This is a genomic window from Microbacterium sp. AK009 (assembly GCF_013410955.1).
Taxonomy (GTDB): domain Bacteria; phylum Actinomycetota; class Actinomycetes; order Actinomycetales; family Microbacteriaceae; genus Microbacterium.
In genome coordinates, this window is record NZ_JACCCG010000004.1 from 380556 (window position 1) to 392844 (window position 12289).

Consider the following 12289-nt stretch of genomic DNA (forward strand, 5'->3'; position numbering starts at 1 on the left):
ACTCAGGCCCCGCCCGGGACGAAGCTGAGCAGGGTGATGACGGCGATGGACACCCCGGCGAACGCGCCGATCATCCACCACGGCGAGAGCTGGTGGTCTTCATCCCGACGCACCCGGAACAACACATCGGGGCGGCGGGCGGGGTCGACGGCGTCAGCGATGACCGCCTGAGCTCCCGTCTGCGGACCCACGGACTGTACCGACATGGAGTGACCCCCTGCTGTGGACGAACGACACGTGACTCCGTTGGCACTGAGGTCAATTGTGCCAGAACCGTCCACAGATACCCGTCACGACTGCGTCACGATCGTTGTTTTGCTAGAGTTCGCCGTCCGTGCCTGCGTCCCCGCGCGACCGGGTCTGATTCAGAGCCATTTCGAGGTCAGGTGCTCCGAGGTGATGCGGCGGAGCGTCCCCGAGGCGCCGCGGAGCACGACGCTCTCGGTGTAGACATGGTCTCCTTCGCGACGCACGCCGTCGACGAGCTGACCGTCGGTGACACCGGTGGCGACGAAGATGGTGTTGCTGCCCTTGACCAGGTCGTCTGCCTCGTACACATGGTCGTCCAGGAGAAGTCCGGCGTCGATGCCCTTCTGCTTCTCGTCGTCGTCGCGGGGCCACAGCCGACCCTGGATGTGGCCACCCAGGGCCTTGATCGCGCACGCGGTCACGATGCCCTCCGGGCTGCCTCCGATGCCCACGCACATGTCGGTCCGGGCATTGTGACGCGCCGCATTGATCCCGCCGGCGACGTCGCCGTCGCTCATCAGGCGGGTGCCGGCCCCGGCTTCGCGGATCTGCGCGATCAGCTGCTCGTGCCGCGGACGGTTGAGCACCGACACCACCACCTCGTCGACCGGCTTTCCGAGCGCCTTGGCTAACAGCCGGATGTTCTCACCGATGGGAAGACGGATGTCGACCACGCCGACCCCTGCGGGTCCTGTGACGAGCTTGTCCATGTAGAAGACCGCGGAGGCGTCGAGCATCGATCCGCGGTCGGACACCGCGATCACCGACAGGGCGTTGTTGCGTCCGGCGGCCGTCAGCGAGGTGCCGTCGATCGGGTCGACGGCGATGTCGCACTGGGGGCCGCGGCCGTTGCCGACGCGCTCGCCGTTGAACAGCATCGGAGCATCATCCTTCTCGCCCTCGCCGATCACGATCGTGCCGTCGAAGTTCACCGTGGTGAGGAAGGCGCGCATGGCGTCGACGGCGGCGCCGTCGGCGGCCTCCTTCATCCCTCGGCCGATGAAGGGCACGGCGCGGATGGCTGCGGCTTCCGTTGCTCTCACCAACTCCAGAGCGAGGTTGCGGTCGGGGTGCAAGGGGCTCATGTCGCCGGTGATGCTCACCATGGCCCCAGCCTAGCCAGCGCCCGAGAACAGCGACCGGCATCGGGCCGGGCGAAGAGCGAAGGAAAGCCCGTTCTTTCACCGTCGTCAAATCCCCACCTCTCGCCGTCCACGGTGCAGACGGGCACGCGGCGGATGCCTTCGCTAGAGTTTCGTTCGACCCGCGTTGCGCGGAGCCCGCACGACCACCCCTCCCAGGCCATTCGACAACCAGGAGTCCTCATGCCCGTTGCCACCCCGGATCAGTACGCCGACATGCTCGACCGCGCCAAGGCCGGAGGGTTCGCGTACCCGGCGATCAACGTGTCGAGCTCGCAGACGATCAACGCGGTGCTCCAGGGACTGACCGAGGCCGGTTCGGACGGAATCATCCAGGTCACCACCGGCGGTGCGGACTACTTCGCCGGTCACACCGTCAAGGCTCGCGCGGCCGGTGCCCTCGCCTTCGCCAGGTTCGCCACCGAGGTCGCCAAGAACTACCCGATCACCGTCGCCCTGCACACCGATCACTGCCCCAAGGAGGCGCTGCCGAACTTCGTGCTGCCGCTGATCGAGGCGTCGGAGGAGGAGGTCAGAGCGGGCCGGAACCCCCTCTTCCAGTCGCACATGTGGGACGGTTCGGCCGTGCCCCTCGATGAGAACATCGACATCGCGAAGGACCTGCTGCCCCGCCTGAAGAACATCAACGCGATCCTCGAGATCGAGGTCGGCGTGGTCGGCGGCGAGGAGGACGGTGTCGCGCACGAGGGGTCGAATGAAGCCCTCTACACCACCGTCGGCGATGTGACCAAGGCCGTCGAGGCGCTCGGGCTCGGCGAGAACGGCCGCTACATCTCTGCGCTCACCTTCGGCAACGTCCACGGCGTGTACAAGCCCGGCAACGTCAAGCTGCGCCCCGAGCTCCTCGGTGAGATCCAGGAGGGCATCGCCTCGCGCTTCGGCACCGGTCCGAAGCCCCTGGACCTGGTGTTCCATGGCGGCAGCGGATCCAGCGACGAGGAGATCGCCCTGGCCGTGGCCAACGGCGTGGTGAAGATGAACATCGACACCGACACCCAGTACGCCTTCACCCGCTCGGTCGCGGGCTACATGCTCTCCCACTACGACGGCGTCCTCAAGGTCGACGGCGAAGTGGGCAACAAGAAGCAGTACGACCCCCGCGCCTGGGGCAAGATCGCCGAGTCGGCGATGGCCGCGCGCGTCGTCGAGGCGACTCACCAGCTGGGCTCGGCCGGCCGGTCGCTCGGCGCCTGAGCGCGCCCCGCGCCGACTCCTCAGACGCCGCGGTAGACCTCCAGGACGGTGGGCGCCCCCTCGGGGCGCTCCCGCACCTCCAGGGGGTCTCCCGCGGTGACGGATCCGGTCCTGCGAACCCGCAGGTAGGCGCCCAAGCGTCCCTCCTCGGAGAAGCGCTTGACCCACCCCCGTGCGTGGCTGCCACCGACCCAGCGGGCGAAGGTGGCGCACGGCGTGCGGGGCATCGTCACCTCGAGTTCCAGGCGATCCCCGACGCGCCAGACCTCGCCGACGCGGGCAGCGCCGAGATCGATGCCGTCCACTCGGAGGTTCTCACCGAACCATCCCGGCGGAAGCTCGCGGCTGAGCTGGCCCGCCCAGAAGTCGGCATCCTCCTGCGCGTACGCGTAGACCGCCTTGTCCAACCCGCCGTGGTGCTTGCGGTTGGCCTGGACATCGCCGCGGACGCCGTAGCGGCCGACGGCCGCCGTCCCCTCGATCGGGCGCTTGTCGATGGCGGTGACGCCGTTGCTCCCGGCATCGGGACGAAGCTGATGGACCGCACAGACGGCGAGCAGGCGAGGCATCCGATCAGCCTAGGGCGATGAGCCGGGATCAGCGCAGCGGCGTCCAGCCGAAGGGCACGGGACCATCCATCTCCGCCCGCTGCAGATCGGCCTGGGCCGACCATCCCTGGGCTGCACCATCGGCGTCGAAACCACCGCGAGCGATGCGGAACCCGACGTCGTCGTGCGACGACCTGGGTGGTCCGCCACGGCGGGTGGACGCTCGCACGCTCCACGCGTCGTCCGCGAATCCGCCACCCCGGAAGACGCGGTAGTCGGCGTAACGGGCCGGGTCGAGATAGTCCCAGCACCACTCCCACACGTTTCCCAGCGTGTCGAACAGGCCGAAGAGATTCGGATGCTTGCCGCCGACGTCCTGGGGACCCCTGACGCCGTCGGCACTCGTCCAGGCGACATCGGCGAGCGGTCCGTAGTGGGGGCCGCTCGAACCCGCTCGGCAGGCGAACTCCCACTCCGCCTCGGTGGGAAGACGGTACCCGTCGGCGTCGACATGCCACGTGACCTGCTCGCCGTCGTAGGTGTAGGCCGGGTCGAGGCCCTCCCACTCCGACGCGGCGTTGCAGAAGCGGACGGCGCGGAGCCAGCTCACCTCCGAGGCAGGCCGGCGCGAGTGACGCCCCCCGTCGAGCATCTGCGCGACCTGCTCCTCGGTGACGGGGTACACGCCGATCTCGAACGGCGACAGCTCGACCGTGCGGCGTGTCTTCCGCCGCGCGTCGTGCAGGACCACGGTGCCACCGGGGATCGCAGCGAGCGCGAACTCCGTCACTGCGACAGCAGAGCCCCCATGAGCGCGGGATCGCTCAAGAGCGGCACCATCAGAAGGACGCCCGAGAGGAGGTTGAACACCACGCCTCCCACGATCGGCACCCAGAACGTGAGCTTCCCGCGCTGGAGCATGATCCACGACACGGCGGCGGTGAGGAGAAGACCGACTCCGAGCAACAGGGAAGCCGCGACACCCCACGCCCGGCCGTCGAGGCTCGGATCGGGCGCCTCTGCCACGCCCATGAACTCGAAGAGCGTCTGAACGTAGCCGTTGTAGTCCACCAGCGCCGGGATGGCCGTTGCGACGGAGAAGACCGCGTAGACGAGCAGGGCGATCGTCAGGACCCGGTCGAAGAACCGGCGTCGCGAGGCGATGAGTTCGGGTGCGCCATCTTTCGTCGGCGTCGGCGTCGTTGTCGGCGCGCTGGCTGCGGCCTCGGACGGTGCTACGCCGGTCTCCAACGCGACGGTGACGTCCGGCTGCTGGATCCGCGCTCGCTGTTCCTCAGGGGTGGCGTACTCGCCGTACTGCGGTCGCGGCCGAGGATCGGACTCGTCGGTCACGCGCGACCCCGGCCGCCCAGCGCGCGCTCGTCACGACGACCCGCAGGGTCGGTTCGCAGCTCCTTGGGGAGGGAGAACATCAGATCCTCCTCGGCCGTGCGCACCTCCTCGACATCGCGGTACCCGGCCCCGGAGAGCTCGGCGAGCACCTCCTGGACGAGCACCTCGGGCACCGAGGCACCGCTGGTCACGCCCACCGTCTGCACGCCGTCCAGCCACTCCTGCTTGACCTCGTCGACGTAGTCGACCCGGTAGGCCGCTTTCGCGCCGTACTCGAGGGCGACCTCGACGAGGCGGACGCTGTTGGAAGAATTCGCCGAGCCCACCACGATCACGAGATCGGCGTCCTTCGCGACCTTCTTGATGGCGACCTGCCGGTTCTGCGTGGCGTAGCAGATGTCGTCGGAGGGCGGGTCCTGCAGCTGCGGGAACCGCGTGCGAAGACGTCGGACGGTCTCCATCGTCTCGTCGACGGAGAGCGTCGTCTGCGAGAGCCACACGACCTTCGAGGGGTCGCGCACCTCGACGAGGTCGGCCTCATCGGGCGAATTCACCACCGTCACATGGTCGGGGGCCTCCCCCGCGGTGCCTTCGACCTCTTCGTGGCCCTCGTGGCCCACGAGCAGGATCTCGAAGTCGTCTCGGGCGAACCGCACCGCCTCGCGGTGCACCTTGGTCACCAGCGGACAGGTCGCATCGATGGCCTGCAGGCCGCGCTCGGCGGCGGCGGACACCACGGCCGGCGACACGCCGTGCGCACTGAAGACCACATGGGCACCCTCGGGGACTTCGTCGACCTCTTCGACGAAGATCGCGCCCTTCTGCTCCAGCTCCGTCACGACGTGGATGTTGTGCACGATCTGCTTGCGGACGTACACCGGCGCGCCGTAACGCTCGAGCGCCTTCTCGACCGCGATCACCGCTCGGTCGACGCCGGCGCAGTAGCCGCGCGGAGCCGCAAGGAGCACCTTCTTCGGTCCGGACACCGGGATATCCTGGAGCCGCCCGCGGCGCCCCGGTATGCGGGGAACGGGAAGGCTCACGGTCGGAGTGCTCATCCCCTCGATTCTACGGGGCAACCGGCCCTGACGACCCCGATCGACCGATGGAGTCCCCATGACGACCTTCCAGCCCGCCGCGGTCCCGGGCGAAGCGCCGCCCCCCGACTCGGTGCACCCCCGCGATTCCCGTTCGGAGGCCCCGACCTCGGTCTCCCGGCTGAACGACACCATCCGGGGGTTCATCGAACGCTGGGGCTCGGTGTGGGTCGAGGGCGAGGTCACCTCGTGGAACGTGCGCGGGGGGAACGTCTTCGGCCGCATGAAGGACCTGGCGACCGATTCGACGGTGTCCTTCCGCGTCTGGTCTTCCACGCTGCAGCGCCTCCCCCGCGACCTGAAGGTCGGCGACCACGTCATCGCCTGCGTCAAGGCGGACTACTTCGTCCGCACCGGCGATTTCACCTTCGCGGTCTCGGCGATGCGGCATGTGGGCTTGGGTGATCAGCTCGAGAAACTCGAGAGACTGCGCCAGAAGCTGCGCGCCGAAGGGTTGTTCGACCCGTCACGCAAGAAGTCGCTGCCATTCCTGCCGCGCACCATCGGCCTCATCACCGGCGAACGATCCGACGCGGAGAAGGACGTGCACCGCAACGCCGAATTGCGCTGGCCCCAGGTGCTCTTCCGCACGGCCTACGCCGCGGTGCAGGGCGATCGCTGCGTACCGGAGACGATCGGGGCGCTGAAGGCGCTGGATGCCGACCCCGAGGTGGATGTCATCATCATCGCGCGCGGCGGAGGGGACCCCCAGACGCTGCTGGGCTTCAGCGACGAGCGCCTGCTCCGGGCGGTCGCGGAGGCGCGCACCCCGGTGGTCAGCGCCATCGGGCACGAGAACGACCACCCGCTCCTCGACGACGTCGCCGATCTGCGCGCCTCCACGCCCACCGATGCCGCCAAGCGGGTGGTGCCGGATGTCGCGGAGCAGCGGGCGCTCATCGGGCAGCTGAGATCGCGGATCACCTCGCGCCTGACTCAGCGCGTGTCGCACGACATCTCCCAGCTGGAGCAGCTGCGCTCCCGCCCCGTGCTGAGGTTCCCGGAGCAGCTGGTGGACGCGAGGGCCCAGCAGGTGTGGCTTGCCACCGCGCGCGGCCGCGACGTCGTCGACCGGGCTGTGCACGCCGCGGAGCGCGCGACCGCCGAGCTGCGCGCCTCGCTGCGCGCGCTCTCCCCCGCCTCCACGCTCGCCCGCGGGTACGCCATCGCGCAGGGCGAGGACGGCCATGTCGTCCGCGACGCCTCCGACGCGCCGGCCGGGACGAAGCTCGTCATCACCGTGGAGCGGGGGATCATCGCGGCACGGTCGGAGGGTGTGTCCGATGTCACCGTCGCCGGCGACGGCGCGCGGGATGGGCGCGGCGGAGCCGAACTAGAATGACGGGTATGACCGGGGCGAGCGAGGGCGTGGCCGACATCCAGGCGATGACGTTCGAACAGGCTCGCGATGAGCTCGTCCGCGTGGTCGCCGAACTCGAGCAGGGCACTCCGACCCTCGAGCACTCCCTCGCCCTGTGGGAACGGGGCGAGGCCCTCGCCGCCCGCTGCGAGGAGTGGCTGCTGGGCGCCAAGCGCCGTCTGGACGCCGCCCGCTCGGCCGTCGCCGCCGGACAGGGGAGCTGATGGCCCGCGACCCGAAGATCGTCGCCGAACTGGGGCGTCCCGAGACCCCCGACGAGGCCGCGGACCGCAAGGCCGCCTCCTCGCGCACCTACCGCGCGAGCCAGAACACCCGCAACCTCATCGCCGCGCTCATCGCGACGCTCGCCGTGGTCCTCGTGATCATCCTCGCCGTGCCCCGCGGCACTCCCCCCGAGCGCGAACCCATCGATGTCGCCGGCGTCGCCGCGCGCATCTCTGCCAACGAGAACCGGGCCCTGGTCGTCCCCGACGTCCCCGCCGAGTGGCAGGTCAACGCCGCAACCGTCGAGGGCGACTCCGTCCGGGCCTGGACGATCGTCTACGTCCCGGCGGAGGACCGGGGCTTCGTCCGGGTGGCACAGGGGTTCGGGGCAGACGAGGGCTGGCCTTCGCGCACCCTCCGCGGTGCCGAGGTCGCCGACACCGTCACCATCGGCGGGGTCGAGTGGGACCGCTACGAGATCCGCAACCCGTCCGCCGCGGGCAATGTCGCCGCCGCCCTGGGCACCACGTCGGGTGAGGACACCATCCTCATCTACGGCACCACCGATCAGGCAGCGCTGGAAGAGGCCGCGACCGCCGTCGCCGCCGATCTGCCGCTGCCCACCGAGGAGGAGGGTCCGTGAGCGAGACCAGTCCGCAGCAGGCGTGGGATGAGATGAAGCGCGGCAACGCACGATTCGTCGGAGGCGAGCCGCGCCATCCTCGACAGGACGCCGAGCGCCGCCACGAGGTCGCCGCCGGTCAGCGCCCCCGCGCCGCGCTGTTCGGGTGCGCGGACTCGCGTCTGGCCGCCGAGATCATCTTCGACAAGGGACTGGGCGATCTCTTCGTCGTCCGCAACGCGGGGCAGGTGGTCTCGGACTCGGTCATCGGCAGCCTCGAGTACGCCGTCGCCGTGCTCGGCGTGCCCCTGATCATCGTCCTCGCCCACGACGAGTGCGGGGCGGTTAGGGCCGCCATCGACTCCGTCCGCCCCGACGCGCCCGCGCTGCCGCCGCACATCTGGCGGCTGATCGCTCCGATCGTCCCGGCCGTGCAGCGGGTCGTGCGGGCCGCCCCCTCCTCGACCGTCATCGACGGTGAGGCGGTGGGGCGCGAGCACCTGCGCGACACCGTCGGCGACATCTTGCAGACCTCGGAGCTGATCAGCGCCGCCGTCGCGGAGGGCCGCCTCGCTGTCATCGGGGCCAACTACCGCTTGTCCGAAGGCGTGGCCGTTCCCGAAGTCATCGTGGGCGCCGTCTCGGACGACCTCACCACCTCGGCCGCCTGACCGGACGCCGTACCCAGACCGACCCTTCGCCGCGCCCTGCGGCAACCGTCACACCTCGGAGGACAACGACGTGACCGACATCGAATACCGCATCGAACACGACACCATGGGCGAGGTGCGGGTGCCCAAGGACGCGCTGTACGCCGCGCAGACCCAGCGCGCCGTGGAGAACTTCCCGATCTCGGGCGATCCGCTCGATCCGTCGCAGGTCGTCGCGCTGGCGCGCATCAAGAAGGCCGCGGCGCTGGCGAACAAGGAGCTCGGCACACTGGACGGCGAGATCGCCGACGCCATCGCGCGCGCGGCCGACCGCATCATCGCCGGAGAGCATGCCGACCAGTTCCCGATCGACGTCTATCAGACCGGCAGCGGCACCTCGTCGAACATGAACATGAACGAGGTGCTCGCCACCCTCGCCACGCGCGATCTCGGCCGGACGGTTCACCCCAACGACCACGTCAACGCTTCGCAGTCCTCGAACGACGTCTTCCCCACCTCGGTCCACATCGCAGTGACCCAGGAGCTCATCGATGACCTGATCCCGGCGCTGGACCACCTGGCCGTCGCCCTTGAAGACAAGGCCGTCACATGGGCCGAGGTGGTGAAGTCCGGCCGGACCCACTTGATGGATGCCACGCCGGTCACCCTCGGGCAGGAGTTCGGCGGCTACGCCCGGCAGATGCGCCTGGGAATCGAACGCGTGCAGTCCGTCCTCCCCCGCGTCGCCGAAGTCCCCCTGGGCGGCACGGCGACCGGTACCGGGATCAACACCCCCGTGGGCTTCCCCCAGCGCGTCCTCGAACTCATCGTCGCCGAGACCGACCTGCCCATCACCGAGGCGAAGGATCACTTCGAAGCGCAGGGTGCGCGCGACGGCCTCGTGGAGGCATCCGGAGCCCTGCGCACCATTGCGGTGTCGCTGACGAAGATCAACAACGACATCCGCTGGATGGGCTCGGGGCCGAACACCGGCCTCGCGGAGCTGCACATCCCCGACCTGCAGCCCGGATCGTCGATCATGCCGGGCAAGGTCAACCCGGTCGTCCCCGAGGCGAACCTCATGGTGTGCGCACGGGTCATCGGCAACGACGCCACCGTCGCCTGGGCGGGTGCCTCCGGAACGTTCGAGCTGAACGTCGCGATCCCCGTCATGGGCACCGCCGTGCTGGAGTCCATCCGGCTGCTCGCCAACGCCGTGCGGCTTCTCGCCGACAAGACCGTTCGCGGGCTGGAGGCCAACGTCGAGCGGGCCGCGGCCTACGCCGGCATGTCGCCGTCGATCGTCACCCCGCTGAACAAGCTCATCGGATACGAGGCGGCGGCGAAGATCGCCAAGCACGCCGTCGCTCAGGGGATCACCGTGCGCGACGCGGTCATCGACCTCGGCTACGTCGAGCGCGGTGAGCTCACCGAGGCGCAGCTGGACGAGCGGCTGGACCTGCTGTCCATGACGCGACCGGGGTGAGCCTGGCGCACCGCGCCTGAACTCCGGATCCGCCCCCGCGGTCCCCGGGGGGCGATAATCAACAGCGTGGTCCGTATCCCCCGCCCGCTGTCGGCGAGAACGCGCATCCTCGCGGCCGTCCTCGCCGTCGCGTGCGTCGGGTTGACCCTGGTAGGCAGCGTGACCTTCCTCGTTCAGCGGGAGATGGTGCTGAGCGAGATCGATGACCGGCTGGAAGGGCAGGCCGGGAGTCTGCTCTCCGTCGCGGAGTCCGAAGACGACGTCGCCCAGATCGACGACTTCGCCACGGTGGAGGAGTTCCTGCGCGCGGCGATGGACCGCACGGTGCCCTCCCGCAACGAGGCCGCTCTCGCGATCCTCGACGGTACGACCCTCATCGGTCCGGGCGTGGACTCGGGCATCGACATCTCCGCAGACGACGCCTTCATCGCGCGCGTCCTCAGCGGCGTGGAGCGCGGTGTCGCCGTCGCCCCGACGACGGCGGTCACACCCGCGGGGACCCTGCGCTACATCGCCGTTCCGGTGTCGCTGCCGGCCGACCCTTCGAGGGGCGTCGTGGTGCGGTCGGTCGAGCTCGGGGCGGCGCTTCGTCCGGTGGCCTCGGCGCTCGTCACTTACGGCATCACCGCGGTCGCCGTGCTCGCGGCGATCGGGGTGGTCGGGTGGTTCGTCACCGGCCGGCTGCTCTCCCCCATTCGCCGGCTCCGCGAGACCGCCGACGCCATCACCCTCACCGACCTGTCCCCTCGCCTTCCGGCCGAGGGCACCGACGACATCTCCGACCTCAACCGCACCGTCAACTCCATGCTCGACCGCCTCGAGGGTTCTGTCGACGTGCAGCGCCAGCTCCTGGACGACGTCCGACACGAGCTGAAGACGCCGATCACGATCGTTCGCGGACACCTGGAGATGATGAACCCGAGGGATGTCTCGGACGTCACCTCGGCGCGGGAGATCAGCATCGCCGAGCTCGACAGGATGACCCGACTTGTCGAGGACATCGACCTCCTGGCTGCGGTCGAGGGCGACTCCTTCGCGATGGGCGAGGTCGACCTGGCCCTCCTCACCGCCCGGATCGGCGAACTCGTGGCGGTGATCCCGGGGCACCGGTGGCGGATCGACGAGGTCGCCGAGGGCACGATCCCGGGCGACGCCGACCGGCTGCTCCAGGCGTGGCTCCAACTCGCCGACAACGCCGCGAAGTACACCCCCGCCGGTTCGCCGATCGAGCTGGGGAGCACCTGGGATGCCGCGGGCACGCGGCTGTACGTGCGAGATCACGGCAGCGGCATCCCTCCGGCCTTCCGGCACCGGATCTTCCGCCGCTTCGATCGCGCCGACGGTGCCAGACTGGCCGGGGGTTCGGGTCTGGGGCTCGCCATCGTCGACGCGATCGCGAAAGGCCACGACGGCTACTGCGCGGTCACCGATACCCCCGGCGGCGGGGCCACCTTCACCATTCACGTCCCCCCGGCGACGGCGGAGCTTCCCGCTCCGGTGCGCGCGGGCGACGTGCTGCAGCGGGAGTCCAGCACATGACGACGATCCTCATCGCCGAAGACGAACCGCGCATCGCCGCCTTCGTCAGCCGGGGCCTGGAGAATGCCGGCTTCACGACCCTCCTCGTCGCCGATGGCGGCGAGGCGCTCACCGTCGCGCTCCGCGACGGTGTGGATCTCGTCCTGCTGGATGTCGGGCTTCCGACGATGGACGGTTTCGAGGTGCTGCGCGAGCTGCGCGCGCGAGGATCGTCCGTCCCCGTGATCATGCTGACGGCCCGCACGAGCACCCGCGACACCGTCGAGGGACTCGACGCCGGGGCGAACGACTACGTCCGAAAGCCCTTCACTTTCGAGGAGCTGCTGGCGAGGGTGCGTTCGCGCCTGCGCGAGAACCCCATGCCTGCGGGGATGACGCTGCGTCACGGCGATGTGATGCTCGATCTGCTCGGCCGTCGCGCCACGGTGGCCGGCGACGAGGTCGAACTCTCGGCGCGCGAGTTCGCGCTGGCCGAGCAGTTCCTGCGCAGCCCCGGCCGGGTCCTCAGTCGCGAGCAGCTGCTCAGCCGCGTGTGGTCGCTGGACTTCGACCCGGGGTCGAACGTCGTCGACGTCTACGTCCGTTACCTTCGTGCCAAGCTCGGCGCCCATCACATCGTCACCGTCCGGGGTGCGGGCTACCGCTGGGAGTGACACGTGAGAGCCCCCGGCGTTGGGGGAACACCGGGGGCTAGATCCGGGTTGGGGGCCCGGTCACCGGCCGCGTGCGATTTGGGGGATTCGCGGCCGTGTCCCCCATGGTGGCAGACCGGCCGCGCTCACCGGCACTGCGGCAGATGAGAC

The 12289-nt window shown here is 69.8% G+C and carries 14 protein-coding genes; 8 read left to right on the forward strand and 6 right to left on the reverse strand.

All coding sequences use genetic code 11. The features are described from left to right. Window positions 1-2: 2 nt before the first annotated feature. Window positions 3-206 (reverse strand): UDP-N-acetylmuramyl pentapeptide phosphotransferase, encoded by a 204-nt coding sequence (locus HDC37_RS10925; protein ID WP_179560413.1) that lies wholly within the window; start codon window positions 204-206, stop codon window positions 3-5. A gap of 159 nt (window positions 207-365) precedes the next feature. Further along, window positions 366-1355, reverse strand: a complete 990-nt coding sequence (gene glpX / locus HDC37_RS10930) for a class II fructose-bisphosphatase (protein ID WP_179560414.1) — start codon at window positions 1353-1355, stop codon at window positions 366-368. A 219-nt stretch (window positions 1356-1574) separates the two neighbouring features. Between glpX and fbaA the strand changes: the two genes are divergently transcribed. After that, on the forward strand, window positions 1575-2606 hold the full coding sequence (fbaA, locus tag HDC37_RS10935; protein ID WP_179560415.1) for a class II fructose-bisphosphate aldolase: 1032 nt from the start codon (window positions 1575-1577) through the stop codon (window positions 2604-2606). A gap of 20 nt (window positions 2607-2626) precedes the next feature. Here fbaA and HDC37_RS10940 read toward each other — a convergent pair whose 3' ends face one another. From HDC37_RS10940 to HDC37_RS10955, 4 genes are read right to left on the reverse strand one after another with little or no spacing between them, the layout of a single operon-like run. Then, window positions 2627-3175: an MOSC domain-containing protein gene (locus tag HDC37_RS10940; protein ID WP_179560416.1), complete on the reverse strand. Its 549-nt coding sequence runs from the start codon at window positions 3173-3175 to the stop codon at window positions 2627-2629. 28 nt (window positions 3176-3203) lie between these two features. Further along, window positions 3204-3944 carry a formylglycine-generating enzyme family protein gene (locus HDC37_RS10945; protein ID WP_179560417.1) on the reverse strand — a complete coding sequence of 247 codons (741 nt, stop codon included), beginning with the start codon at window positions 3942-3944 and terminating at the stop codon, window positions 3204-3206. After that, a complete protein-coding gene (locus tag HDC37_RS10950) occupies window positions 3941-4507 on the reverse strand; it encodes a DUF6264 family protein (RefSeq protein WP_179560418.1) in 567 nt (188 codons plus the stop codon). Before HDC37_RS10950 ends, HDC37_RS10945 begins: the two co-directional genes overlap by 4 nt. Continuing rightward, the gene (locus tag HDC37_RS10955) at window positions 4504-5565 is read right to left on the reverse strand and encodes a 4-hydroxy-3-methylbut-2-enyl diphosphate reductase (protein ID WP_179560419.1); all 1062 of its coding nucleotides are present in this window, start codon (window positions 5563-5565) and stop codon (window positions 4504-4506) included. Before HDC37_RS10955 ends, HDC37_RS10950 begins: the two co-directional genes overlap by 4 nt. Before the next feature lie 58 nt (window positions 5566-5623). On the opposite strand from HDC37_RS10955, the gene xseA reads away from it, so the two are divergent. The 7 genes from xseA (at window position 5624) to HDC37_RS10990 (ending at window position 12139) form a co-directional block, all read left to right on the forward strand. Further along, a complete protein-coding gene (xseA, locus tag HDC37_RS10960; RefSeq protein ID WP_179560420.1) occupies window positions 5624-6946 on the forward strand; it encodes an exodeoxyribonuclease VII large subunit in 1323 nt (440 codons plus the stop codon). Continuing rightward, the gene (locus HDC37_RS10965) at window positions 6943-7188 is read left to right on the forward strand and encodes an exodeoxyribonuclease VII small subunit (RefSeq protein WP_374939169.1); all 246 of its coding nucleotides are present in this window, start codon (window positions 6943-6945) and stop codon (window positions 7186-7188) included. Before xseA ends, HDC37_RS10965 begins: the two co-directional genes overlap by 4 nt. Then, a complete protein-coding gene (locus tag HDC37_RS10970) occupies window positions 7188-7832 on the forward strand; it encodes a DUF4245 family protein (protein WP_179560422.1) in 645 nt (214 codons plus the stop codon). Before HDC37_RS10965 ends, HDC37_RS10970 begins: the two co-directional genes overlap by 1 nt. A gap of 32 nt (window positions 7833-7864) precedes the next feature. Further along, window positions 7865-8482 (forward strand): carbonic anhydrase, encoded by a 618-nt coding sequence (locus HDC37_RS10975; protein WP_179560538.1) that lies wholly within the window; start codon window positions 7865-7867, stop codon window positions 8480-8482. Window positions 8483-8552: 70 nt separating this feature from the next. Further along, complete coding sequence (locus HDC37_RS10980) at window positions 8553-9947, forward strand: aspartate ammonia-lyase (protein ID WP_179560423.1); 1395 nt, start codon at window positions 8553-8555, stop codon at window positions 9945-9947. A 66-nt stretch (window positions 9948-10013) separates the two neighbouring features. Then, on the forward strand, window positions 10014-11486 hold the full coding sequence (locus HDC37_RS10985) for a cell wall metabolism sensor histidine kinase WalK (protein WP_179560424.1): 1473 nt from the start codon (window positions 10014-10016) through the stop codon (window positions 11484-11486). Continuing rightward, window positions 11483-12139 carry a response regulator transcription factor gene (locus HDC37_RS10990; RefSeq protein ID WP_179560425.1) on the forward strand — a complete coding sequence of 219 codons (657 nt, stop codon included), beginning with the start codon at window positions 11483-11485 and terminating at the stop codon, window positions 12137-12139. The genes HDC37_RS10985 and HDC37_RS10990 overlap by 4 nt, the downstream gene beginning before the upstream one ends. Window positions 12140-12289: the final 150 nt, after the last annotated feature.